Here is a 25,169-nt window from a genome sequence, read left to right on the forward strand (position 1 = left end):
TAGGGAGGGATACTGTCTTAATGGAACAGTTACCAGTAAACAGAAGACAGTTTCATATTCTTCTGCAGCAAATTAATATGACAGACGACACCTTCATGGCCTACTTTGAAGATGGCGAAATTGATAAGCTGACAATCCATAAAGCAGCTAAATCCTGGCATTTTCATTTTAAATTTAAAGCCCTGCTGCCATATAAAGTGTACGACGCGTTTATCATGAGATTAACTCAGGCATTTTCCCATATTGCGAAAGTAACGTGTTCAATTGAAGCGAGCGACACAGCAATTGATGAAGGGCTGATTCAGGATTACTGGACGCGCTGCATAGAGGAACTGCAAGGGATTTCACCGCCTATATTAACGTTATTAAATCAGCAAAAACCAAAGCTGAAGGGCAATAAACTGATCGTTAAGACAAAAACGGACACAGAAGCTTCCGCCCTTAAAAACAAATACAGCTCCTTAATTCAGACGAGCTATCGACAGTTCGGCTTTCCGGATCTTCAGCTTGATGCTGAGATATTTGTATCTGATCAGGAAGTTCAAAAATTCCGGGAACAAAAACTTGCGGAAGACCAAGAACGGGCGATGCAGGCGCTTATTGAAATGGAGAAGAAAGAGAAAGAAAGTGATGACGACCAAGTGCCGTCAGGGCCGCTTGTGATCGGCTATCAAATTAAAGACAGCGAAGAAATACGAACACTCGACAGCATTATGGACGAAGAACGGAGAATTACGGTCCAAGGCTATGTGTTTGATGCGGAGACCAGAGAACTTAAGAGCGGGCGCACTCTGTGCATCTTCAAAATCACAGACTATACAAACAGCATTTTAATCAAAATGTTTGCCAGAGAAAAAGAAGATGCCGCCGTGATGAAATCATTGAAAAAAGGAATGTGGGTCAAAGCGAGAGGCAGCATTCAAAACGATACCTTTGTCAGAGATTTGGTAATGATCGCAAATGATGTCAACGAAATTAAAGCAAAAACACGAGAAGACACGGCACCAGAAGGAGAAAAAAGGGTCGAACTGCATTTGCATTCTCCAATGAGCCAGATGGACGCGGTTACGGGAGTCGGAAAGCTTGTTGAACAAGCGAAAAAATGGGGGCATGAAGCCATTGCCCTTACAGACCATGCTGTTGTCCAGTCGTTCCCTGACGCTTATGCGGCTGCTAAAAAGAACGGGATCAAAATGATTTACGGTATGGAAGCGAATATTGTCGATGACGGAGTTCCGATTGCATACAACCCGGCTCATCGTTTGCTTGAGGAAGACACATACATTGTGTTTGACGTAGAGACAACGGGCCTTTCAGCGGTATACGATACGATTATCGAGCTTGCGGCTGTCAAAATAAGAGGCGGGGAAATTATCGACAAATTTGAACGCTTTGCAAACCCGCACCATCCGCTGTCAGCAACAACAATTGAACTGACCGGAATTACCGATGATATGGTCAGGGATGCCCCTGATGTTATTGATGTGGTCAGGGATTTTAGGGAATGGATTGACGATGATATTCTTGTTGCCCATAACGCAAGCTTTGACATGGGATTCCTGAATGTGGCCTATAAACGCTTATTAAAAGTGGAGAAAGCGCAAAACCCGGTAATTGATACATTGGAGCTTGGCCGTTTTCTTTATCCTGAATTTAAAAATCACCGTCTTAATACGCTTTGTAAAAAGTTTGATATTGAGCTGACACAGCATCACCGTGCGATTTACGATGCCGAGGCAACGGGATATCTGCTTTTGAAAATGCTAAAAGACGCAGCCGAAAAAGACATTCAGTATCATGATCAGCTCAATGAAAATATGGGCCAGTCGAACGCTTACCAGAGATCAAGACCTTATCATGCGACACTGCTCGCCGTAAATGATACCGGCCTGAAAAATCTCTTTAAGCTTGTGTCGATGTCACATATTCATTATTTTTACAGAGTTCCGCGGATTCCAAGATCCCAGCTGGAAAAGTATCGTGAAGGTCTTTTAATCGGTTCAGCCTGCGACAGGGGCGAGGTGTTTGAAGGAATGATGCAAAAATCCCCTGAAGAAGTTGAAGATATTGCATCTTTCTACGATTATCTCGAAGTCCAGCCTCCTGAGGTATATCGGCACCTTCTGCAGCTCGAGCTTGTCCGTGATGAAAAAGCGTTAAAAGAAATCATTACTAATATCACGAAACTCGGAGAAAAACTGGATAAACCTGTCGTTGCTACAGGGAATGTCCACTATTTAAATGACGAGGACAAAATTTACCGGAAAATCTTAATTTCCTCCCAAGGCGGAGCCAACCCGCTTAACAGACATGAATTGCCGAAGGTTCATTTCAGAACGACAGATGAAATGCTCGAAGCTTTTTCATTTTTAGGCGCGGAAAAAGCGAAGGAAATCGTTGTGGCCAATACGCAAAAGGTGGCATCTATGATAGAGGAAATCAAGCCGATTAAGGATGATTTATACACGCCGAAAATTGAAGGTGCCGACCAGGAAATCCGGGATATGAGCTACCAGCGTGCAAGAAGTATTTACGGTGAGGAACTTCCTGAAATCGTAGAAGCGCGAATAGAAAAAGAACTAAAAAGTATTATTGGCCATGGGTTTGCGGTTATTTATCTGATTTCTCATAAACTGGTTAAGCGATCGCTTGATGACGGCTATCTTGTCGGTTCCCGGGGATCAGTAGGTTCATCGCTTGTCGCAACCCTGACAGAAATCACAGAGGTGAATCCTCTTGCGCCGCACTATGTATGTCCAGAGTGCCGGCATTCCGAATTTTTTAATGACGGTTCTGTCGGCTCGGGTTTTGACCTGCCAGACAAAATGTGTCCGAATTGCAATACGCCTTTGAAAAAAGATGGACATGATATCCCGTTTGAAACATTTTTGGGATTTAAAGGAGATAAAGTTCCTGATATCGATTTGAACTTCTCTGGGGAATATCAGCCGCATGCCCACAACTATACAAAGGTTTTGTTTGGAGAAGATAATGTGTATCGTGCGGGTACAATCGGTACAGTTGCTGAAAAAACCGCCTATGGCTATGTAAAAGGCTATGCTGGAGACCATAACCTTCATATGAGGGGTGCGGAAATAGACCGCCTTGTGCAAGGCTGTACTGGTGTCAAAAGAACAACAGGGCAGCATCCGGGGGGGATCATCGTTGTTCCCGATTATATGGATATTTATGACTTTTCACCGATCCAGTTCCCGGCAGATGCGACAGGTTCTGAATGGAAAACGACTCATTTTGACTTTCACTCCATCCATGATAACTTGCTGAAGCTGGATATACTGGGGCACGATGACCCGACGGTGATACGGATGCTGCAGGATTTGAGCGGGATTGATCCAAAAACCATTCCGACTGATGATCCTGAAGTGATGAAAATTTTTCAGGGTACAGAATCTCTCGGAGTTACAGAAGAACAGATTGGCTGTAAAACCGGAACACTCGGTATTCCGGAGTTCGGAACCCGATTTGTCCGTCAAATGCTTGAAGATACAAAACCGACAACATTTTCTGAGCTTGTTCAAATATCCGGCCTATCACATGGGACCGATGTTTGGCTTGGCAATGCGCAAGAGCTGATTCACAATAATATTTGTGAGCTGAGTGAAGTTATCGGATGTCGTGATGACATTATGGTCTATTTAATCTATCAGGGGCTTGAACCGTCACTGGCTTTTAAAATTATGGAATTTGTCCGTAAGGGTAAAGGCCTGACTCCTGAATGGGAAGAGGAAATGAAAAATAATAAAGTGCCTGATTGGTATATTGATTCCTGTAAAAAGATTAAATATATGTTCCCGAAAGCCCACGCCGCGGCTTATGTCTTAATGGCAGTCCGGATTGCTTACTTTAAAGTCCATCATGCATTGCTTTATTACGCTGCCTATTTTACAGTTCGGGCAGATGACTTTGACATAGACACGATGATCAAAGGATCTACAGCAATCAAAGCCGTCATGGATGACATTAACTCGAAAGGGCTCGATGCTTCGCCGAAAGAAAAAAACCTTCTGACTGTGCTGGAATTGGCGCGTGAAATGTGTGAAAGAGGCTATTCGTTCCAAAAAGTCGATTTATACCGTTCAAGCGCTTCTGAATTTATTATTGACGGCAACAGTCTCATCCCGCCGTTTAATTCCATTCCGGGATTAGGGACAAACGCCGCGCTTAACATTGTTAAGGCACGCGGAGAAGGCGAATTCCTTTCTAAAGAAGACTTGCAAAAAAGAGGGAAAGTCTCCAAAACGATATTAGAGTACTTGGATCGCCATGGCTGTTTAGAAGCTTTGCCGGATCAAAACCAGCTGTCGTTATTTTAATCACCGGACGCTGCTTTTTGTACTCTGTAAAAGAAGGGGCTTCTAGAGCTGAAAAACGGGAATGATTTCCTTCATTACCGATACGCAAGCCCGAGTATAAGTGCATATTCATTTGCATAAAAAATATGGTTATGGTATAGTTTTATTGGAAATGCTAACGATTACCGAGGCAAAGAGTGGGGAAACCCGCTCTTTTGTATTGAACAGGCAATTTTGTCTCGACATGTTCATCGTTTTTTTCTTAGCCCCTGCTCTCTTGAAGCAGGGTTTTTATGCAGAGAAGATGAGATGAACGTGATATCGCAAGCACAAGGAGGAAAAGAATGAGCAAAAAAGTGATTGATACCGCTCGAGAAATGGCTCAGCCAATAGCAGACAATCTTCAGCTTGAACTCGTTGACATCGAATTTGTCAAAGAGGGTCAAAACTGGTTCCTTCGCGTGTTTATTGATTCCGATAACGGGGTTGATATTGAGGAATGTGCCAAAGTAAGCGAATTATTGAGCGAAAAGCTTGATGAGGCCGATCCAATCAGCCAAAATTACTTTCTTGAAGTATCTTCTCCTGGAGCCGAGCGTCCGTTAAAGAAAAAAGCTGACTTCGACAGATCACTTGGAAAAAATGTTTATATTAAAACGTATGAGCCGATTGACGGCGTAAAAGTGTTTGAAGGCGAACTGGCCGAATTTGATGGACAAACTGTGACAGTAGAAATGACAATCAAAACAAGAAAGAAACGGATCAATATTCCGTACGAGAAAATAGCTAATGCAAGATTAGCTGTTTCATTCCAATAATATAGGTGTTTTAAGGGGGGAGACCGTTAACATGAGCAGTGAATTATTAGATGCCCTCACCATTCTTGAAAAAGAAAAAGGCATCAGTAAAGACATTATCATTGAAGCAATTGAAGCTGCGTTAATTTCTGCTTATAAGCGGAATTTTAACCAGGCGCAAAACGTACGGGTGGACTTGAACCGTGAAACTGGAACCATCCGTGTATTTGCAAGAAAAGACGTCGTCGACGAAGTATATGATCCAAGATTGGAAATCTCGATTGACGATGCGCACGCGATTGACCCGAACTATGTTGTCGGCGATGTCGTTGAGATTGAAGTAACGCCTAAAGACTTTGGCCGAATCGCTGCTCAAACGGCGAAACAAGTCGTGACACAGCGTGTTCGCGAAGCTGAGCGCGGCGTGATTTATACTGAATTTATCGACCGTGAAGAAGACATTATGACAGGGATCGTACAGCGCCTTGACAACAAGTTTATCTACGTATCTTTAGGCAAGATTGAAGCACTTCTGCCGGTTAATGAGCAAATGCCGAATGAAAGCTACAAACCGCATGACCGCATTAAGGTATTCATCACAAAAGTAGAAAAAACGACGAAAGGGCCGCAAATTTATGTGTCAAGAACACATCCCGGGCTTTTGAAGCGTCTTTTTGAAATTGAAGTGCCTGAGATTTATGATGGAACTGTCGAACTGAAATCTGTTGCCAGAGAAGCCGGCGACCGTTCGAAAATTTCCGTGCGCACAGATGATCCTGATGTCGATCCGGTCGGTTCTTGCGTCGGTCCCAAAGGCCAGCGCGTCCAGGCGATTGTCAACGAGCTGAAAGGCGAGAAAATTGACATTGTCAACTGGTCAAATGATCCTGTAGAATTTGTGGCGAACGCGCTCAGCCCGTCAAAAGTGCTGGATGTAATCGTTAATGAAGAGGAAAAAGCGACTACTGTCATTGTTCCTGATTATCAGCTTTCACTGGCGATCGGCAAAAGAGGGCAGAACGCCCGCTTAGCTGCTAAACTGACAAGCTGGAAGATTGATATTAAAAGCGAAACAGACGCAAGAGAGCTTGGGATTTATCCAAGAGAACTTGAAGAAGACTTAGACGAACCGCTCTTTACGGAGCCTGAATCTGCAGAATCGGATGAATAAGAGGTGACTTTAGGTGAATAACCGCAAAAAGATCCCGTTGCGTAAATGTGTAGTGACTGGTGAAATGAAGCCTAAAAAGGAACTGATCCGAGTCGTACGTTCGAAAGAAGGGGAGATCGCAGTAGATCCGACCGGAAAAAAGAACGGGCGGGGTGCTTATTTAACTTTGGAAAAAGAATGCATCTTAGCTGCAAAAAAGAAAAACACTCTGCAAAACCAATTTCAATCACAAATCGATGACCAGATTTTCGAAGAATTGCTGGAACTGGCGGAAAAGGTGAAAAAATAACATGTCTGGAATGGAATGGTTTCCCTTGCTGGGTCTGGCCAATCGAGCTCGTAAGGTCGTGTCAGGCGAGGACTTGGTTATTAAAGAAATCAGGAATGCGCGTGCAAAGCTTGTCCTGCTGACAGAGGATGCATCTTTTAACACAGCAAAAAAAGTATCCGACAAGTGCAATTATTATAAAGTCCCTTATAAAAAAGTAGCGGATCGCGCGGTTCTAGGACGCTCTATCGGTAAAGAATCCCGTGTCGTTGTCGCCGTCACTGACCAAGGTTTTGCGAATAAGCTGATCAGCTTGCTCGATTAATATTTTTGGGGGTGAACGAATGGCTAAAATGAGAGTATATGAATATGCAAAAGCCATAAATGTTTCAAGTAAGGAAATTTTAACCGCGCTTAAAAACATGAACATGGAAGTCAATAATCACATGGCGATGATTGAAGAAAATGCCATTAAACAGCTTGATGCTAAATTTAAAAAAGGCGGCGCTCCCGCTAAATCTCAAAAGCCTGCGGAAACGAACAAAGAGAAACAGCCGCAAGGAGGAAACCAGCAGCAATCTGCTGGGAATCAGCCAAACAAAATTCGAGACGGAAAGAAGAATGACGTGCAGAATAATCAATTTAACAAAAACAAGAAGAACAACAACAACAAAAAAAATAAACGCAATAACAACAACAAAAATCAAAATCATAACCAGCAAAAACCGATGAAGCCGAAAAAAGAGCTTCCTGAGAAAATTACATTCTCAGGCACTTTAACAGTCGGTGCTTTGGCGGAAGAGCTTGGCAAAGAACCGTCTGAACTCATCAAAAAGCTGATGCTGCTTGGTGTTATGGCTACCATTAACCAAGAGCTTGATAAAGACACGATTGAACTGATTGCCTCAGAATACGGTGTGGAAACTGAAGAAGTCATCGTGCTTGAAGAAACAGAACTTGAAAAGTACGAAGAGGCCGATAAAGAAGAAGATCTTCAAATCCGCCCTCCCGTTGTAACAATCATGGGTCACGTTGACCACGGGAAAACAACGCTTCTTGACAGCATCCGTAAAACAAAGGTTGTTGAAGGGGAAGCAGGCGGTATCACACAGCATATCGGCGCTTATCAAATCGAAGAAAACGGCAAAAAAATTACGTTCTTGGATACACCAGGTCACGCAGCGTTTACGACAATGCGTGCCCGTGGAGCGGAAGTAACCGATATTACGATTTTAGTCGTTGCAGCGGATGACGGTGTTATGCCTCAAACGGTTGAAGCGATTAACCATGCGAAAGCGGCTGAGGTTCCGATTATTGTCGCGGTGAATAAAATTGATAAAGAAAGTGCCAATCCTGACCGTGTGATGCAGGAGCTTACAGAATACGGACTTGTTCCTGAAGCATGGGGCGGAGAAACGATTTTCGTACCTCTTTCTGCACTTTCAGGAAAAGGCATTGATGAATTGGTTGAAATGATTTTGCTTGTCAGTGAAGTAGAAGAACTGAAAGCAAACCCGAACCGCCAGGCGAAAGGAACTGTTATTGAAGCAGAGCTTGATAAAGGCAGAGGTTCTGTTGCAACATTGCTCGTTCAGACAGGAACTCTTCATGTCGGCGATCCGATCGTTGTCGGCAACACGTTTGGCCGCGTGCGTGCGATGGTGAATGATCTGGGAAGACGTGTGAAAACGGCAGGTCCGTCAACACCTGTAGAAATCACAGGCCTAAACGAAGTGCCGCACGCCGGAGATCAATTCCTTGTCTTTAAAGACGAAAAAACAGCCCGCTCTGTTGGTGAAGCACGTGCGTCTAAACAGGTTGAAGAACAGCGCAGCGACAAAGCTAAGCTAAGTCTTGATGATCTGTTTGAGCAAATCAAACAAGGTGATGTGAAAGATATTAACTTGATTGTAAAAGCTGACGTTCAAGGTTCTGCTGAAGCATTAACAGCCGCTCTTCAAAAAATTGAAGTAGAAGGCGTTAAGGTCAAAATCATTCATACCGGAGTCGGCGCAATTACAGAATCCGATATTATTTTAGCTTCCGCTTCTAATGCAATAGTTATTGGGTTTAATGTGAGACCTGACGGAAATGCTAAGAGTACGGCTGAAGCTGAAAACGTTGATATTCGTCTTCACCGTATTATTTACAAAGTCATCGACGAGATTGAAGCGGCGATGAAAGGCATGTTAGATCCTGAATACGAAGAAAAAGTAATCGGTCAGGTTGAAGTCCGTCAAACCTTTAAAGTGTCTAAGATCGGTACGATCGCAGGCGGTTACGTGACTGAAGGAACCATTACCCGTGACAGCGGCCTTCGTTTAATCCGTGACGGCATTGTTATCTTTGAAGGTGAAGTAGATGTACTAAAACGCTTTAAAGACGACGTGAAAGAAGTTTCACAAGGATACGAATGTGGTATTACTATTAAGAAATACAATGACATTCGCGAAGGTGACATTATGGAAGCTTATGTCATGCAGGAAATTGAAAGAAAGTGATCGGATTTGCGGAATGTGAATGTATCATTTATGATGCAGGATCACTAAAAGAAAAGCGCGCTGTTCTGAAGCGGATTATCACTAGGGTCCGGAATAAGTTCAATGTATCTGTTTCAGAGATTGACTATCAGGACACCTGGCAAAGAACCAGCTTTGGGATCGCCGCTGTTTCTTCCTCTCGCGTTCAGGCAGAAAAGGAATTGCAGCGCGTACTCGCGTTTATTGATTCCTTTCCTGAAATTGAACGGACGATCACTAGAACAGAGTGGTTTTAACTTTTGAGGTGATTGAATTGAGTATGAGAGCAAACCGTGTCGGTGAGCAGATGAAAAAAGAGCTTGGTGACATTATCAGCCGGAAACTGAAAGATCCGAGAATCGGTTTTTTGACGGTAACGGACGTGCGTGTCACAGGTGATTTGCAAATCGCAAAGGTGTATATCTCCGTTTTGGGAGATGAGAAAAAGCGTGAAGAAGCGCTGAAAGGGCTGGAAAAAGCAAAAGGCTTTATCCGTTCTGAAATCGGCAGCCGAATCAGACTTCGAAAAACGCCTGAGATTGAGTTCGAGTTCGATGAATCGATTGATTACGGCAATCGCATCGAAACTTTAATTCATCAATTGCATTCAGATAAAGACTCTGAATAAACAATAGGAAGAGGATAGGCGGATGCCCCGTCTGTCCTCTTTTCTGCGTCTGAAGTCAGACGAGAAATGAAAAGAAGGAGCGGAGGCATATGGTCAACGGAGTTCTGCTTTTACATAAGCCTGTCGGAATGACGTCTCACGATTGTGTGATGAAAATCCGCAAGCTGTTAAGAACAAAAAAGGTCGGACATACGGGAACACTTGATCCGGAAGTATCGGGCGTGCTTCCTATCTGTGTCGGACGAGCCACTAAAATTGTCGAATATTTAACGGAGAAATCAAAGACATACGATGCGGAAGTTACTCTCGGCGTCTCCACAACAACAGAGGATCAAACAGGAGAAACAGTGGCGGCTAAAGCGGTGGACAAAAGCATAACTGAAGCTGAGGTTGCGCGGGTGTTAGACAGCTTAAAGGGCCGGCAAGAGCAAGTCCCTCCTATGTATTCTGCAGTAAAAATAAATGGCAAAAAATTATACGAGTACGCAAGAGCCGGAATCGAAGTGGAAAGGCCGAAGCGAAGCATCACGATTGAAAATATCGCGCTTACATCAGCTGTTAAGCATGAAGGAGAAACAGCGCGCTTCCGATTCACCGTCACATGCTCAAAAGGGACGTATGTCCGCACATTGGCGGTGGCGATAGGTGAAAAGCTTGGCTTCCCGGCTCATATGTCCCACCTGATCCGCACGGCATCCGGTGCTTTTTCGCTTGATGAGTGCTTTACATTTGAAGAGCTTGAAGTACAAGCGGAAGCCGGCACCATAGCCGAGCACACGGTTCCGATTGAACGGGCGCTTAATCATTTGCCGAAATGGGTCATAAGTGATACATTAGCTAAGAAAGTAGAAAATGGGGCTTTACTTGATATACCAGAGCAATTCTCTCAATTGACCTGTGAGGACCGAATAGCTGTCTTTACTGAATCCGGGAATTGTTTGGCCATTTATTTTCCTCATCCTACAAAACAAGGGCTGTTAAAGCCGGCAAAAGTATTAGTGCAAAAAAGCGAACAATAAGAAAAAAGGTGACCGTTCTGTGAAGACGATACATATTACTCATCCCCACAATTTAAAAAAGGAAGAGCAGGCAAAGTCTGTAATGGCATTAGGCTATTTCGACGGCGTGCATCTCGGGCATCAAAAGGTGATAGGTACAGCAAAGGCTATAGCCGATGAAAAAGGTCTTGCATTAGCTGTCATGACATTTCACCCGCACCCTTCCCACGTATTGGGCAGGGAGAGGGAGCCAAAGGATCTGATTACGCCTTTGGAAGACAAAATCAGCCAGATTGAACAATTAGGCACTGATGTTTTGTATGTCGTCAAGTTTAACGAAGCCTTTGCGTCTCTGACTCCTGAACAATTTGCGGACCAATACATTGTAGGTCTTAATGTGCAGCATGCGGTAGCGGGTTTTGACTTTACCTACGGAAAATACGGTAAAGGCACGATGGCGAGCATGCCGCTTGATCTGAACGGTCAGGCTGATTGTACGACGGTGGAAAAATTAACGGAGCAGGATAAAAAAATAAGCTCCAGCTTCATCCGGACGGCTCTTCAAAATGGAGACGTCGAACTAGCGGGCGTGCTGCTCGGACAGCCTTATTTTATTAAAGGCATCATTATTCACGGTGACAAAAGAGGCCGGACCATCGGCTTTCCGACAGCAAATGTCGGGCTGAACAACACCTATATTGTTCCGCCTACAGGGGTATACGCCGTTCAGGCTGAAATAAACGGAAATGTATATCAGGGCGTCTGCAATATCGGGTATAAACCGACATTTTATGAAAAGCGCCCGGAACAGCCCTCCATCGAAGTTCATTTATTTGATTTTGATCAAGAGGTGTACGGCGAGTCCATCAAAATCAAATGGTATAAGCGAATCAGAAGCGAACGCAAGTTCAGCGGCATAGCAGAATTAACGGAGCAAATTGAAAAAGATAAGCAAGACGCAATCCGTTTTTTCAGCAAATGCGGAAATAAAATGTAAAACGCGCAAATTTTTATTCTAAAAAATTTGCATCTGAGCGTAATTTTTAGTATGATATGTTTCGTAGTCTTATAACCATTGCTTGGCAATCCGAAGTCACCGACGGTTGCTAGGTAACTGGGGCTAAAAATGATTTGGAGGTGAAACAGGATGGCAATTACTCAAGAACGTAAAAATCAACTCATCAGCGAGTTTAAAACGCACGAATCTGATACTGGATCTCCAGAAGTTCAGATCGCTATCCTAACTGATTCAATTAACAACTTGAACGAGCATTTGCGTACTCACAAGAAAGACCACCACTCACGTCGCGGTCTTCTTAAAATGGTAGGTAAGCGTCGTAATCTTCTTACGTATCTACGTAATAAAGACGTAACTCGTTACCGTGAGTTAATTAACAAACTAGGCTTACGTCGATAATCGTAAAAAGCGGGAGGATTCCCGCTTTTTTATCGTATAAAAGCGAAAAATTCTTGATAAAAATCATTGAAATCCTTTTACATACTACTTTGACATTGATATGTTCAATTCATTTCGTTCATAATAGGAGTAATTGATTATTTCACACACAAAGAGAGGAGTTCGTAATCGAATGGGACAAGAGAAACATGTCTTTACCATAGATTGGGCCGGCAGAAAACTGACTGTCGAAACCGGCCAGCTTGCAAAACAGGCAAACGGAGCTGTCATGATCCGCTACGGCGATACCGCAGTTCTCAGCTCAGCAACCGCTTCTAAAGAACCGAAACCGCTTGATTTTTTCCCGCTTACAGTGAACTACGAAGAAAGATTATATGCTGTAGGTAAAATTCCGGGCGGATTTATTAAAAGAGAAGGACGTCCAAGCGAAAAAGCGATTTTGGCAAGCCGCTTGATTGATCGTCCGATCCGACCTCTGTTTGCTGATGGATTCCGTAACGAAGTTCAGGTCATCAGCATTGTCATGAGCGTTGATCAAGACTGTTCATCAGAAATGGCGGCTATGTTTGGTTCATCCCTTGCGCTTTGTGTATCGGATATCCCGTTTGAAGGGCCGATTGCGGGTGTAACAGTAGGACGCGTCGATAATCAGTTTATCATTAATCCGACTGTTGATCAGCTTGAAAAAAGTGACATTCATCTTGTAGTAGCCGGAACAAAGGACGCCATCAACATGGTGGAAGCGGGAGCGGATGAAGTTCCTGAAGAAACAATGCTTGAAGCGATCATGTTCGGCCATGAGGAAATCAAACGCTTAATTGCTTTCCAAGAAGAGATTGTTGCAGCTGTCGGCAAAGAAAAATCAGAAATTAAGCTTTATGAAATTGATGCGGAGCTAAGTGATAAGGTCAAAGCTTTAGCGGAGGAAGATCTTCTAAAAGCAATCCAGGTTCACGAAAAACATGCCCGTGAAGATGCCATTAACGAAGTGAAAAATACAGTCGTGGCAAAATTTGAAGAAGAAGAGCACGATGACGATATCATCAAGCAGGTTAAGCAGACATTGTCTAAGCTTGTGAAAAATGAAGTGCGCCGCCTGATCACAGAAGAAAAAGTGCGTCCGGACGGCCGCGGAGTGGATCAAATCCGCCCGTTATCTTCAGAAGTCGGCATTCTGTCCAGAACGCATGGCTCCGGCTTGTTTACAAGAGGGCAGACGCAGGCTCTCAGCATTTGTACGTTAGGAGCACTTGGAGACGTTCAAATTCTTGACGGCTTAGGCGTTGAAGAATCAAAACGCTTCATGCACCACTACAACTTCCCGCAATTCAGCGTAGGAGAAACAGGACCTATGCGCGGTCCGGGCCGACGCGAAATCGGACACGGAGCTCTTGGAGAGCGCGCGCTTGAGCCGGTTATCCCTTCTGAAAAGGATTTCCCGTATACGATCCGCCTTGTATCAGAAGTGCTTGAATCAAACGGTTCTACTTCTCAGGCAAGTATTTGCGCAAGCACGCTTGCAATGATGGATGCCGGGGTTCCGATCAAAGCGCCTGTTGCAGGAATCGCTATGGGTCTGGTCAAATCAGGCGAGTATTACACTGTGCTGACTGATATTCAAGGCATGGAAGACGCGCTTGGAGACATGGACTTCAAGGTGGCGGGAACAGCAAAAGGTGTTACCGCATTGCAAATGGATATTAAAATTGACGGCCTTTCCAGAGAGATTCTCGAAGAAGCGCTTCAGCAAGCGAAAAAGGGAAGAATGGAAATTCTCAGCAGCATGCTGAACACATTGGGTGAAGCAAGAAAAGAACTTTCCCAATATGCGCCTAAGATCCTTACAATGGCAATCAATCCTGATAAAATCCGTGACGTCATTGGACCGAGCGGAAAACAAATCAATAAAATCATCGAAGATACCGGTGTGAAAATTGATATTGAACAAGACGGCACAATCTTTATTTCTTCAACAGATGAAAGCAACAACCAAAAAGCTAAAAAAATCATCGAAGACCTTGTCAGAGAGGTTGAAGTCGGCCAGCTTTACTTAGGTAAAGTAAAACGAATTGAAAAATTCGGGGCTTTCGTAGAAATCTTCAGCGGAAAAGACGGTTTGGTGCACATTTCAGAGCTTGCGCTTGAACGTGTAGGCAAAGTTGAAGATGTCGTGAAAATCGGCGACGAGCTCCTTGTGAAAGTCACTGAAATCGATAAACAAGGACGAGTCAATTTGTCCCGCAAAGCAGTGCTTCGCGAGGAAAAAGAAAAAGAAGAACAGAAATCTTAAATGAAAACATAAAAAGGAGCCTGGGAGACCCGGCTTCTTTATTTTGAAGCTGAAAAAAAGCTGCGGGTTCTACCTTGTCCTTCTCCCACATAATGTGAGGTGAGGGGGGATAGAACATGTACAAAAAGTTCGTGCCGTTTGCTGTTTTTCTATTTCTTTTTTTTGTTTCATTTCAAATGATGGAAAATCCGTACACACTTGATTATATAGGAGCCATGAAAAAGGACGCAGTAACCGTCACAGCTTCTAGAGACCCATTATATGAAGAATTGCTGCAAAAAGCGCCGCAATATGAAGTGAAAGCCCAGAACGCCAGAATCGATAAGATATGGAAAAGTATTCCCGGGTACAATGGCTTGAAGGTTGATATAAAAAAATCATATGAACAAATGAAAAAGAATGGAGAATTTCGGGAAAATGACCTTGTGTATGAGCAGGTAAAGCCTAAAATTCATCTTGATTCTCTTCAGCCAGAGCCGATTTATAAAGGGCATCCAGATAAACCGATGGTGGCATTTCTGATAAATGTAGCGTGGGGAAATGAATATCTGGAGAAAATGCTTCCGGTTCTTCAGCAGCATCATGTGAAGGCTACGTTCTTTTTAGAAGGCAATTGGGTGAAAAATAATCCTGAGCTTGCCAAAAAAATAGCGAATGAAGGACACGAAATCGGAAATCATTCATACAATCATCCGGATATGAGCAAACTGACTACAGGAAGAATATCTGAGCAGCTCGACAAGACGAATGAGCAGATTGAAAAAACGCTCGACATCAAGCCGAAATGGTTTGCCCCGCCAAGCGGAAGCTTCAGAAAAGCAGTTGTAGACATTGCAGCAGAAAAAGGAATGGGAACAGTGATGTGGACGGTGGATACCATCGACTGGCAAAAACCGGAGCCGTCAGTTTTACAGACAAGAGTCATCAGCAAGATACATAATGGAGCCATGGTATTAATGCATCCGACAGACCCGACATCGCAAAGCCTTGAAGCATTAATCACAAAGATCAAAGAGAAGGGCTATTCGCTCGGAACAGTCACTGAACTAATGGACGAAACGAGGCTGGTGAAGTAACAGCGTCTCAGATAAGTTTGTCTTGGAATAGGAGGAACAAAATTTGATTAAACGTTATACGTGTCAAAATGGTGTAAGAGTAGTGCTTGAAAATAACCCGACAGTACGCTCGGTTGCGATCGGTGTATGGATCGGAACGGGGTCGAGGCATGAAACGCCGGAGATTAACGGGATATCCCACTTTTTAGAGCACATGTTCTTTAAAGGAACGAGCACGAGGTCTGCACGTGATATAGCTGAATCCTTTGATCGCATCGGCGGTCAGGTCAATGCATTTACATCAAAGGAATATACATGCTATTACGCGAAAGTCCTTGATGAGCATGCGAATTATGCTTTGGACGTCTTGGCTGATATGTTCTTCCATTCCTCATTTGATGAAAATGAGCTGAAAAAAGAAAAAAACGTTGTGTATGAAGAAATTAAAATGTATGAAGATGCGCCCGACGACATCGTTCATGATCTGTTAAGCAAAGCAACCTACGGAAACCATTCTTTAGGGTACCCGATTCTAGGGACGGAAGAAACGCTTGACTCGTTCAACGGAGACTCACTCAGACAATACATGGATGACTTTTATACGCCTGACCGCGTGGTGATTTCAATCGCCGGAAACGTGACAGACAGCTTCATTAAGGACGTGGAAAAGTGGTTCGGGACTTATGAGGCTAAAGGTGCCGCATCCGGCATGAAACAGCCTGAGTTCCATTACGAAAAGCTTACCAGAAAAAAAGAAACAGAACAGGCTCATCTCTGTCTCGGTTTTAACGGGCTTGAAGTCGGACACTCGGATATTTATAATCTGATCGTGCTGAACAATGTGCTCGGAGGCAGCATGAGCAGCCGTCTCTTTCAGGATGTGCGGGAGGATAAGGGGCTCGCTTATTCAGTATTCAGCTATCACAGCTCTTATGAAGACAGCGGAATGCTGACGATCTATGGCGGAACAGGCGCAAAACAGCTGCAGCTGCTCTCAGAAACCATCCAAGAAACACTTGGAACGCTAAAACGTGATGGTATTACACCGAAGGAACTGGAAAACAGCAAAGAGCAAATGAAGGGAAATCTCATGCTCAGCTTGGAAAGCACAAACAGCAAAATGAGCCGGAACGGGAAAAACGAACTTCTGCTCGGCAAACATAAAACGTTAGATGAAATCATTAATGAATTGAATGAAGTCAATTTAGAAAGCGTCAACGGCCTTGCCCGAAGAATTTTTACTGATGACTATGCGTTAGCGCTCATCAGTCCTTCCGGTGACATGCCAACATCATAATCCGCGCTGAAGACCTGCCTCTAATAGGAGGCAGGTCTTTTTTATATCTTTTACACATACATAGTACAAGGGGGTGACAGTGATGCGGCTAAGTGAACTTTCCGGAAAGGAAATCGTTGACATCAAAAGAGCTGAACGTCTCGGAGTGCTAGGGCAGACCGATTTAGAGATCAATGAACAGGACGGACAAATTACAGCGCTTCTTATTCCGACAGTCAAGTGGTTTGGCTTAAGAAAACATGGAAATGATATTCGTGTCCCCTGGAACCACATCCAAAAAATCGGGGCAGATATGATCATTTTAGATGTCCCTGAGGAGATGTCTCCGTCCCAAGAGTAGCATCGGCTTCCAAGCCGGTGTTTTTTTATTTTCAAAATCAGTTTTTATATTAAAAAAGCTCATCTTTTAATTCACCGCTATTTCCTTTTGATCATAAGATGGAGGGGAGCTTAACAACAAGAGACCCAGTATATATAAAGAAGGTGAACGTTTAGTATGTTAACCGGATTAACGATTGCGATTATTGGCGGTGACGCAAGACAGCTTGAAATTATAAGAAAGCTGACAGAACAGCAAGCCAACATATATCTCGTCGGATTTGACCAGTTAGATCATGGTTTTACGGGAGCCGTAAAATGTAAAATTGATGAAATTGCATTTCAGCAAATAGACAGCATCATCCTGCCCGTTTCTGCTACAACAGGGGAAGGGGTGGTGGCAACGGTATTTTCAAATGAAGAAGTGGTATTGAAGCAGGAGCATTTAGAGCAAACGCCGGCACACTGTGTCATTTATTCAGGTATCTCCAACACCTATTTAGAAAAAATTGCAACAGAAGCGAACCGTAAGCTTGTCAAGCTGTTTGAGCGGGATGATATCGCGATATTCAACTCTATTCCAACAGTTGAAGGCACCATCATGATGGCCATTCAGCACACTGATTACACAATACACGGTTCAAGGGTTGCAGTTCTAGGACTTGGCCGCACCGGTATGACGATCGCCCGAACGTTTGCGGCGCTTGGAGCTAAAGTGAAAGTGGGAGCAAGAAGCTCGGCGCATCTGGCCCGCATCTCAGAAATGGGGCTGGCTCCTTTTCAAATAGATGAGCTGACAGAGAATGTGAAAGATATCGACATCTGTATTAATACTGTGCCGAGTATGATTCTTAATCAGGCTGTGCTCTCCCGTATGACACCAAAAACATTGATTCTTGATTTAGCGTCGCGTCCTGGCGGAACAGATTTTAAATATGCCGAAAAACAGGGGATTAAAGCATTGCTTGCTCCCGGGCTTCCCGGAATCGTGGCGCCCAAAACAGCCGGACAGATCCTCGCGAATGTCCTGAGTAAGCTTCTATCATTACAAGTGGGGGAGGAGAAATAGCCATGTCTCTTAAAGGGAAACGGATCGGTTTTGGATTAACTGGGTCTCATTGCACATATGAAGCGGTATTTCCGCAAATTGAGGCGCTTGTCAAGGAAGGCGCTGAAGTCCGGCCGGTCGTTACTTTTACAGTGAAATCGACGGATACCCGATTTGGCGAAGGCGCTGAGTGGATCAAAAAGATTGAAGAGCTGACAGGATATGAGGCGATTGATTCAATCGTAAAAGCAGAACCACTCGGACCGAAGCTGCCGCTTGACTGCATGATCATTGCCCCTTTAACGGGAAATTCAATGAGCAAACTGGCAAACGCAATGACCGACAGTCCCGTTTTAATGGCGGCCAAAGCAACGATCAGAAACAACAGGCCGGTGGTTCTGGGCATCTCAACAAATGATGCTCTGGGGCTGAACGGCACAAATTTAATGAGACTGATGTCCACTAAAAATATCTTCTTTATCCCCTTTGGCCAAGATGATCCTTACAAAAAACCGAATTCAATGGTCGCTAAAATGGAGCTGCTTCCGCAAACCGTAGAAAAGGCTCTTTCACATCAGCAGCTTCAGCCAATTCTTGTCGAGAATTATCAGGGAAATGACTAAATTTACAGAAAATCTTGCCGAAACTAAAAAATTAGGTCATTCCGTGACTATTCTATGGTAAAATAAAACGTAAAATGCAAAGTCAAATCAATTGTTGATGCTGATTGGCGGAAGGAGTTTTACAGATGGGAAGAGGATTGCACGTAGCTGTTGTCGGAGCGACCGGAGCCGTAGGACAACAAATGCTGAAAACATTAGAAGACAGAAACTTTGAAATGGACACACTTACACTATTATCCTCAAAACGCTCTGCGGGTACAAAAGTAACGTTTAAAGGCGAAGAATATACCGTACAGGAAGCGGTTCCAGAGAGCTTTGAAGGAGTCAATATCGCTTTGTTCAGCGCCGGCGGCAGCGTATCACAGGCATTGGCGCCAGAAGCTGTAAAACGCGGCGCGATTGTGATTGATAACACGAGTGCGTTCCGTATGGATGAAAATACACCGCTTGTCGTGCCGGAAGTAAACGAGGCGGACTTGCATGAACACAATGGAATTATTGCCAACCCTAACTGTTCGACTATCCAAATGGTGGCTGCCTTAGAACCGATCCGCAAAGTATACGGGCTAAATAAAGTCATTGTGTCAACTTATCAGGCGGTTTCAGGAGCAGGCAATGAAGCGGCGAAAGAATTATACAGCCAAACACAGGCGATTTTGAACAAAGAAGAGATTGAACCTGCAATCATGCCTGTCAAAGGCGATCAAAAACATTACCAAATCGCATTTAATGCTATTCCTCAAATAGATAAATTCCAGGATAACGGGTATACATTTGAGGAAATGAAAATGATAAATGAAACAAAAAAAATCATGCACATGCCAAAGCTTGAAGTGGCGGCTACCTGCGTGAGGCTTCCGATAGAAACCGGCCATTCCGAATCAGTTTATATTGAAGTGGATCGTGACGATGCAACGGTTGAAGAGATTAAAAATCTTCTAAAAGAAGCACCGGGAATTACCCTTCAAGATGATCCTAATGAACAGCTTTATCCGATGCCTGCTGAGGCCGTGGGCAAACGTGATGTGTTCGTCGGGCGCATCCGTAAAGATTTGGACAGAGCAAACGGTTTTCATTTTTGGGTTGTTTCTGATAACCTATTAAAAGGTGCCGCATGGAATTCTGTTCAAATTGCGGAAAGCCTTAAAAAACTAAACCTTGTATAAATATAAGAAAGTATTACCTAAAGACGAATAGAAGAGAGTAAGGCACTAACAGCCTGCTCTCTTCTGTTACGTCCGAATAATTTGGAGTGAAAATAGTGAAAATCATTGTTCAAAAGTTCGGCGGAACATCTGTAAAGGATGACAAAGGCCGTAAATTAGCTTTAGGGCATATAAAACAAGCAATTAGTGAAGGATATAAAGTCGTCGTTGTCGTGTCCGCGATGGGCAGAAAAGGAGATCCGTATGCAACGGATTCTTTACTCGGTCTTCTTTACGGAGACCAGTCAGCGATTTCTCCAAGAGAGCAGGATTTATTGCTGTCTTGCGGAGAAACGATTTCTTCGGTCGTTTTTACCAGCATGCTGCTTGAAAACGGTGTAAAAGCTGCTGCGTTAACAGGTGCTCAGGCGGGTTTCTTAACGAATGGCCAGCACACCGATGCGAAAATTCTTGAAATGAAACCAGAGCGGTTATTCAGCGTACTGGCAAATCATGAGGCAGTGGTAGTCGCTGGTTTCCAAGGAGCTACGGAAAAAGGAGATACCACCACGATCGGCAGAGGAGGCAGCGATACATCGGCGGCCGCACTCGGTGCCGCGGCAGATGCGGAATACATTGATATCTTTACAGATGTCGAAGGCGTGATGACGGCTGATCCGAGAATTGTGGAGAATGCAAAGCCGCTTCCGGTTATAACGTATACCGAAATCTGCAATCTCGCATACCAAGGCGCTAAAGTTATTCATCCGAGGGCTGTCGAGATTGCGATGCAGGCCAAAGTTCCGATGCGGGTCCGTTCCACATATTCTAAAGATAAGGGGACGCTGGTCACATCCCATCACTCTGCCAATATCGGAAGTGACAGGTTTGAGCGTCTGATTACGGGCATCGCCCATGTCAAAGATGTGACACAGTTTAAAGTGCCGGCCAAGGCGGGCCAATATAATGTCCAGACCGAAGTATTTAAAGCCATGGCTAACGCGGGCATCAGTGTAGACTTCTTTAACATTACGCCTAGTGAGATCGTGTATACGGTGTCTGGAAACAAGACCGAGACGGCGCGCGGCATTCTGCAGGAATTGGGCTATGAACCGACGGTTACCCGGAACTGTGCGAAGGTGTCAGCCGTCGGAGCGGGCATTATGGGTGTGCCGGGCGTCACGTCAAAAATTGTTTCAGCCCTTTCTGACAAAGGAATTCCTATCCTGCAATCGGCTGACAGTCACACTACGATATGGGTGCTTGTCCACGAAAAGGATATGGTGACTGCTGTAAACGCACTGCATGAAGTGTTTGAACTTTCCAAGTAAATGTGATTGAATCATGATGAGGTGAAAAAAATGAATTTCGGAAACATTGCTACAGCTATGATTACACCCTTTGACAATAAAGGGAATGTGGACTTCCAAAAGCTGTCTACACTAATTGATTATCTATTGAAAAATGGCACAGATTCATTGGTGGTAGCGGGTACGACAGGAGAGTCGCCTACACTATCAACAGAAGAAAAAATTGCGCTTTTTGAATATACGGTAAAAGAAGTTAACGGCCGGGTTCCTGTTATTGCGGGAACGGGAAGTAACAACACGAAAGACTCCATTAAACTGACGAAAAAAGCGGAGGAAACGGGCGTAGATGCCATAATGCTCGTTGCTCCTTATTATAATAAACCTTCCCAAGAAGGCATGTATGAGCATTTTAAAGCCATTGCTGAAGAAACATCTCTTCCGGTCATGCTGTACAATGTGCCGGGCCGGACAGTTGCTTCAATTTCTCCTGAAACAACAATTCGTTTAGCGGAAATTCCGAATGTTGTCGCCATTAAAGAAGCGAGCGGAGATCTTGACGCGATTACGAAAATCGTTGCGGAAACACCTGAAGATTTTTCGGTTTATTCAGGTGACGACGGCTTGACTCTTCCGGTTCTGTCAGTCGGCGGAAGAGGGATCGTTTCAGTAGCCAGCCATATTATCGGCTCTGATATGCAGCAGATGATCAAAAATTATACAAACGGGCAAACAGCAAACGCGGCGCTTATACACCAGAAATTGCTGCCAATCATGAAAGAGCTGTTTAAAGCGCCTAATCCGGCTCCTGTCAAAACAGCTCTTCAGCTAAAGGGCCTTGATGTCGGGTCTGTGCGTCTTCCTCTTATCCCGCTGAATGAAGATGAGCGCCTCAGTTTAAGCAGCGCCATCAGCGAACTGTAAGAAAAATTTCATACAGTGAACTTATGCGGTCATTCTCATAATTACTTGAGTTTGACCGTTTCTTATACATATTGGTTTTCCCTAAACCTTCTGCTTCATCTTGTTTTCTAAATTTAAATTCAGGTATAATAGGAACAAGTGATGATGGACGGGTATGAGACTAGGAGGATATAGATTTTGAAAAAGAAAAATACAGAAAACGTTAGAATTATCGCCCTTGGAGGCGTCGGAGAAATTGGGAAGAACCTTTATGTCATTGAAATAGACTCAGACATATTTGTCGTAGATGCGGGGCTTATGCATCCTGAAAATGAAATGCTCGGGATCGATGTCGTGATTCCTGACATTTCTTATTTGATTGAGCGCGCAGACCGCGTTAAGGCTATCTTTTTAACTCACGGCCATGATGAGAACATCGGAGGCGTCTTTTATTTACTAAACAAGTTATCGGTTCCTGTTTACGGAACGAAACTGACTCTTGCACTGCTGCGTGAAAAATTAAAGCAGTACGGACACAACCGCAAGTCGGATTTAAGAGAAATTCACTCAAAATCTGTCATTACATTTGAATCAACAAAAGTTTCGTTCTTTAAAACAAATCACAGCATTCCTGATTCTGTCGGAGTCAGCTTAAAAACATCACTTGGATCTATTGTATGCACTGGCGACTTTAAATTTGACCAAACACCCGCACTTAATCAATCTTGTGACATCGGCGAAATCGCCAAAATCGGAAACAACGGCGTGCTAGCTTTGCTTTCTGACAGCGCAAATGCTGAACGCCCCGGTTATACACCATCCGAGGCTTCTGTCAGCGGAGAGATTTCCGATGCAATGTATAATTCGGAAAACCGCGTCATTATCGCCGTATTCGCATCCAATATCAACCGAATCCAGCAGGTGATTCAAGCCGCAGCGCAAAATGGCAGAAAGCTTGCCGTAGCCGGAAAAAATCTTCAATCTGTTCTTCAACTGGCCAGAAAACTCGGTTATGTTGAAGCAGATGATGAACTATTTATTCCTGTGCAGGATGTAAAAAAATATTCAAAGCGCGAAGTGGCGATTGTAACAGCAGGCAGCCACGGTGAACCGCTAGCCGCCCTTACAAGAATGGCAAAGCAGGCGCACAAGCAGCTGAATATTGAAGAGGGAGACACAGTTGTTATAGCCTCTACTCCGATTCCGGGGCACGAATTAATTTATTCAAAAACCGTTGACCTTCTTGCCAGATCAGGAGCACAGGTTATCTTTGCCCAAAAGCGCGTGCATGTATCAGGACACGGGTCACAGGAAGAATTAAAGCTTATGATTAACCTGTTAAAGCCGAAGTATTTAATTCCTGTAAACGGTGAATTCAGAATGCAAAAGGCACATTCAAAAATCGCGGAAGAAATCGGTATGAAGCGAAGTGATATTTTCTTGATTGAAAAAGGAGATGTCGTTGAGTTCCGCGGTCAAAATGTTAAAATAGGGGACAAGGTTCCTTACGGGAATATTTTAATCGACGGACTTGGCGTCGGTGATATCGGCAATATCGTCTTAAGAGACCGCCGCTTGCTTTCTCAAGACGGAATCTTAATCGTGGTGATTACGCTGGATAAACAAAAGAAACATCTTGTATCCGGTCCGGAAATCATCACAAGAGGTTTTGTCTATGTAAGAGAGTCTGAAGGGCTGATTATACAGGCGACTGAACTTGTGCGCTCAATTGTAACAGAGGCGACTGAAACATCCGTCGTTGAATGGTCGACGCTTAAGCAAGCCATGCGTGACGCATTGAATCAATTCCTTTATGAAAAAACAAAACGTAAACCGATGATTATTCCTATTATTATGGAAGTGTAAGATCATACGGTAAAAGGCTGGAGCTCTCCAAAAGAGCTTCAGCCTTTTCTTTATGTGAAGGAGTTTTCATCAGAAAAGCCGGGATTGAAATAAGACTCTTTGTTCATAATACAAAGAGAAACTCGGAAAGGGTGAAAGCGAAATGGACGAACGTATGGAAAAAAATGAAGAACAGCAGCCCGAAAAAACAGACGGGAAAGACAGTATCATGAGTAAGATTCAGCAGCTGGGGGAAACCGCTCTCCCTCAAATGCCGCAAGATACAAATATTCATTGTCTGACGATTATCGGACAAATAGAAGGCCACGTTCAGCTGCCTCCGCAAAACAAAACAACAAAATACGAGCATGTCATCCCGCAAATCGTTGCAATCGAGCAAAACCCAAAGATAGAAGGATTGCTGATTATCTTAAATACAGTCGGCGGTGATGTGGAAGCGGGGCTTGCGATAGCTGAAATGCTGGCATCCTTGTCAAAACCGACTGTTTCCATCGTACTTGGCGGCGGCCATTCCATCGGTGTGCCGATTGCAGTTTCATGCGATTACAGTTATATTGCGGAAACAGCGACGATGACGATCCATCCGGTGCGGTTGACAGGGCTTGTAATCGGCGTGCCGCAAACCTTTGAATACTTGGATAAGATGCAGGATAGAGTCGTCAAATTTGTCACGAGCCATTCCAATGTGACAGAAGAGAAGTTTAAAGAGCTAATGTTCTCAAAAGGTAATCTGACAAGGGATATCGGAACCAATGTGGTCGGAAAAGATGCAGCTGATTACGGATTGATTGATGATGTCGGCGGAGTCGGCCAAGCCATCAGGAAACTAAACCAGCTCATTGAAGAAGCGAAAGGCGAGGAAGGAAGGATTATTCAATGATTCTTTACACAGTCATGCCGCAGGAAATTGTCTATGCGGATCAAAACCAGCAAGCAGGGGCCCATGAACAGGTCGAATATGCAGGCGTGCCGATCCTTGTTGAGATGAAAGGCCAGGAAGCGGAAGTCGTACAAATTTTAAGCACCAACCCGATGCATTTTTTAAATCAGGATATTGCCCCGGGCCAAAAGCTTAAGTTGAACTTAAACGGCAATCCTCCCGTTTCTTAAGGGCAAAATATGCTATAATAGGGGAATCCTACAGAAAAGACGCAGCCAGCAAAAGGCTGCTTTCTTCATTATGTATGGTCTTACATTTTTTAACGC

General features: G+C 44.0%; 23 protein-coding genes. All 23 read left to right on the forward strand.

Features of this window, described 5'->3' with window-relative positions:
• Positions 1-20 precede the first annotated feature (20 nt).
• The 23 genes from AAHT65_RS15720 (at position 21) to AAHT65_RS15830 (ending at position 25,073) form a co-directional block, all read left to right on the forward strand.
• Positions 21-4,334, forward strand: a complete 4,314-nt coding sequence (locus tag AAHT65_RS15720) for a PolC-type DNA polymerase III (RefSeq protein ID WP_003328904.1) — start codon at positions 21-23, stop codon at positions 4,332-4,334.
• Positions 4,335-4,657: 323 nt separating this feature from the next.
• Complete coding sequence (gene rimP / locus AAHT65_RS15725; protein WP_003328902.1) at positions 4,658-5,131, forward strand: ribosome maturation factor RimP; 474 nt, start codon at positions 4,658-4,660, stop codon at positions 5,129-5,131.
• Between the two features lie 31 nt (positions 5,132-5,162).
• Positions 5,163-6,281, forward strand: a complete 1,119-nt coding sequence (gene nusA, locus AAHT65_RS15730; RefSeq protein ID WP_003328901.1) for a transcription termination factor NusA — start codon at positions 5,163-5,165, stop codon at positions 6,279-6,281.
• A 13-nt stretch (positions 6,282-6,294) separates the two neighbouring features.
• The gene (gene rulR, locus AAHT65_RS15735; RefSeq protein WP_003328900.1) at positions 6,295-6,570 is read left to right on the forward strand and encodes a glucose-induced regulator RulR; all 276 of its coding nucleotides are present in this window, start codon (positions 6,295-6,297) and stop codon (positions 6,568-6,570) included.
• A 1-nt stretch (position 6,571) separates the two neighbouring features.
• On the forward strand, positions 6,572-6,874 hold the full coding sequence (locus tag AAHT65_RS15740) for a YlxQ family RNA-binding protein (protein WP_003328899.1): 303 nt from the start codon (positions 6,572-6,574) through the stop codon (positions 6,872-6,874).
• A 19-nt stretch (positions 6,875-6,893) separates the two neighbouring features.
• Positions 6,894-9,050 (forward strand): translation initiation factor IF-2, encoded by a 2,157-nt coding sequence (gene infB / locus AAHT65_RS15745; protein ID WP_063637683.1) that lies wholly within the window; start codon positions 6,894-6,896, stop codon positions 9,048-9,050.
• Positions 9,047-9,325, forward strand: coding sequence for a DUF503 domain-containing protein (locus AAHT65_RS15750; RefSeq protein ID WP_003328897.1), 279 nt, complete (start codon positions 9,047-9,049; stop codon positions 9,323-9,325). The genes infB and AAHT65_RS15750 overlap by 4 nt, the downstream gene beginning before the upstream one ends.
• A gap of 17 nt (positions 9,326-9,342) precedes the next feature.
• Complete coding sequence (gene rbfA, locus AAHT65_RS15755; protein WP_003328895.1) at positions 9,343-9,696, forward strand: 30S ribosome-binding factor RbfA; 354 nt, start codon at positions 9,343-9,345, stop codon at positions 9,694-9,696.
• Between the two features lie 89 nt (positions 9,697-9,785).
• A complete protein-coding gene (gene truB / locus AAHT65_RS15760; protein WP_088117171.1) occupies positions 9,786-10,715 on the forward strand; it encodes a tRNA pseudouridine(55) synthase TruB in 930 nt (309 codons plus the stop codon).
• A gap of 19 nt (positions 10,716-10,734) precedes the next feature.
• Complete coding sequence (gene ribF, locus AAHT65_RS15765; RefSeq protein WP_343310478.1) at positions 10,735-11,691, forward strand: bifunctional riboflavin kinase/FAD synthetase; 957 nt, start codon at positions 10,735-10,737, stop codon at positions 11,689-11,691.
• Between the two features lie 150 nt (positions 11,692-11,841).
• Positions 11,842-12,111, forward strand: a complete 270-nt coding sequence (rpsO, locus tag AAHT65_RS15770; RefSeq protein ID WP_003154182.1) for a 30S ribosomal protein S15 — start codon at positions 11,842-11,844, stop codon at positions 12,109-12,111.
• A 172-nt stretch (positions 12,112-12,283) separates the two neighbouring features.
• On the forward strand, positions 12,284-14,401 hold the full coding sequence (gene pnp, locus AAHT65_RS15775) for a polyribonucleotide nucleotidyltransferase (protein WP_003328892.1): 2,118 nt from the start codon (positions 12,284-12,286) through the stop codon (positions 14,399-14,401).
• A gap of 116 nt (positions 14,402-14,517) precedes the next feature.
• Positions 14,518-15,477 (forward strand): polysaccharide deacetylase family protein, encoded by a 960-nt coding sequence (locus AAHT65_RS15780; RefSeq protein WP_063637686.1) that lies wholly within the window; start codon positions 14,518-14,520, stop codon positions 15,475-15,477.
• A 43-nt stretch (positions 15,478-15,520) separates the two neighbouring features.
• On the forward strand, positions 15,521-16,753 hold the full coding sequence (locus AAHT65_RS15785) for a M16 family metallopeptidase (RefSeq protein ID WP_088117174.1): 1,233 nt from the start codon (positions 15,521-15,523) through the stop codon (positions 16,751-16,753).
• Positions 16,754-16,835: 82 nt separating this feature from the next.
• Positions 16,836-17,093 carry a YlmC/YmxH family sporulation protein gene (locus tag AAHT65_RS15790; protein ID WP_010788637.1) on the forward strand — a complete coding sequence of 86 codons (258 nt, stop codon included), beginning with the start codon at positions 16,836-16,838 and terminating at the stop codon, positions 17,091-17,093.
• Positions 17,094-17,249: 156 nt separating this feature from the next.
• A complete protein-coding gene (gene dpaA / locus AAHT65_RS15795; protein ID WP_343310479.1) occupies positions 17,250-18,140 on the forward strand; it encodes a dipicolinic acid synthetase subunit A in 891 nt (296 codons plus the stop codon).
• A gap of 2 nt (positions 18,141-18,142) precedes the next feature.
• On the forward strand, positions 18,143-18,742 hold the full coding sequence (gene dpaB / locus AAHT65_RS15800; RefSeq protein ID WP_061670794.1) for a dipicolinate synthase subunit B: 600 nt from the start codon (positions 18,143-18,145) through the stop codon (positions 18,740-18,742).
• 125 nt (positions 18,743-18,867) lie between these two features.
• Positions 18,868-19,908: an aspartate-semialdehyde dehydrogenase gene (gene asd / locus AAHT65_RS15805; protein WP_343310480.1), complete on the forward strand. Its 1,041-nt coding sequence runs from the start codon at positions 18,868-18,870 to the stop codon at positions 19,906-19,908.
• Between the two features lie 95 nt (positions 19,909-20,003).
• Positions 20,004-21,218: an aspartate kinase gene (gene dapG / locus AAHT65_RS15810; RefSeq protein ID WP_061670796.1), complete on the forward strand. Its 1,215-nt coding sequence runs from the start codon at positions 20,004-20,006 to the stop codon at positions 21,216-21,218.
• A 30-nt stretch (positions 21,219-21,248) separates the two neighbouring features.
• Positions 21,249-22,118, forward strand: a complete 870-nt coding sequence (gene dapA / locus AAHT65_RS15815) for a 4-hydroxy-tetrahydrodipicolinate synthase (RefSeq protein WP_343310481.1) — start codon at positions 21,249-21,251, stop codon at positions 22,116-22,118.
• Positions 22,119-22,295: 177 nt separating this feature from the next.
• Entirely contained in the window at positions 22,296-23,963 is a 1,668-nt protein-coding gene (gene rnjB / locus AAHT65_RS15820) for a ribonuclease J2 (protein ID WP_003328883.1), read from the forward strand.
• Positions 23,964-24,105: 142 nt separating this feature from the next.
• Entirely contained in the window at positions 24,106-24,843 is a 738-nt protein-coding gene (locus AAHT65_RS15825) for a ClpP family protease (protein ID WP_010788642.1), read from the forward strand.
• Positions 24,840-25,073: a YlzJ-like family protein gene (locus AAHT65_RS15830; RefSeq protein ID WP_003328881.1), complete on the forward strand. Its 234-nt coding sequence runs from the start codon at positions 24,840-24,842 to the stop codon at positions 25,071-25,073. Before AAHT65_RS15825 ends, AAHT65_RS15830 begins: the two co-directional genes overlap by 4 nt.
• Positions 25,074-25,169: the final 96 nt, after the last annotated feature.

This window comes from Bacillus atrophaeus (assembly GCF_039519175.1).
Taxonomy (GTDB): domain Bacteria; phylum Bacillota; class Bacilli; order Bacillales; family Bacillaceae; genus Bacillus; species Bacillus atrophaeus.

What these genes read in the sequence shown, in the direction of transcription:
- AAHT65_RS15720 (WP_003328904.1), top strand. Translation starts at nt 21, where the DNA reads ATGGAACAGTTACCAGTAAACAGAAGACAGTTTCATATTCTTCTGCAG.
- rimP (WP_003328902.1), top strand. Translation starts at nt 4,658, where the DNA reads ATGAGCAAAAAAGTGATTGATACCGCTCGAGAAATGGCTCAGCCAATA.
- nusA (WP_003328901.1), top strand. Translation starts at nt 5,163, where the DNA reads ATGAGCAGTGAATTATTAGATGCCCTCACCATTCTTGAAAAAGAAAAA.
- AAHT65_RS15740 (WP_003328899.1), top strand. Translation starts at nt 6,572, where the DNA reads ATGTCTGGAATGGAATGGTTTCCCTTGCTGGGTCTGGCCAATCGAGCT.
- infB (WP_063637683.1), top strand. Translation starts at nt 6,894, where the DNA reads ATGGCTAAAATGAGAGTATATGAATATGCAAAAGCCATAAATGTTTCA.
- truB (WP_088117171.1), top strand. Translation starts at nt 9,786, where the DNA reads ATGGTCAACGGAGTTCTGCTTTTACATAAGCCTGTCGGAATGACGTCT.
- rpsO (WP_003154182.1), top strand. Translation starts at nt 11,842, where the DNA reads ATGGCAATTACTCAAGAACGTAAAAATCAACTCATCAGCGAGTTTAAA.
- pnp (WP_003328892.1), top strand. Translation starts at nt 12,284, where the DNA reads ATGGGACAAGAGAAACATGTCTTTACCATAGATTGGGCCGGCAGAAAA.
- AAHT65_RS15780 (WP_063637686.1), top strand. Translation starts at nt 14,518, where the DNA reads ATGTACAAAAAGTTCGTGCCGTTTGCTGTTTTTCTATTTCTTTTTTTT.
- AAHT65_RS15790 (WP_010788637.1), top strand. Translation starts at nt 16,836, where the DNA reads ATGCGGCTAAGTGAACTTTCCGGAAAGGAAATCGTTGACATCAAAAGA.
- dpaA (WP_343310479.1), top strand. Translation starts at nt 17,250, where the DNA reads ATGTTAACCGGATTAACGATTGCGATTATTGGCGGTGACGCAAGACAG.
- dpaB (WP_061670794.1), top strand. Translation starts at nt 18,143, where the DNA reads ATGTCTCTTAAAGGGAAACGGATCGGTTTTGGATTAACTGGGTCTCAT.
- asd (WP_343310480.1), top strand. Translation starts at nt 18,868, where the DNA reads ATGGGAAGAGGATTGCACGTAGCTGTTGTCGGAGCGACCGGAGCCGTA.
- dapA (WP_343310481.1), top strand. Translation starts at nt 21,249, where the DNA reads ATGAATTTCGGAAACATTGCTACAGCTATGATTACACCCTTTGACAAT.
- AAHT65_RS15825 (WP_010788642.1), top strand. Translation starts at nt 24,106, where the DNA reads ATGGACGAACGTATGGAAAAAAATGAAGAACAGCAGCCCGAAAAAACA.
- AAHT65_RS15830 (WP_003328881.1), top strand. Translation starts at nt 24,840, where the DNA reads ATGATTCTTTACACAGTCATGCCGCAGGAAATTGTCTATGCGGATCAA.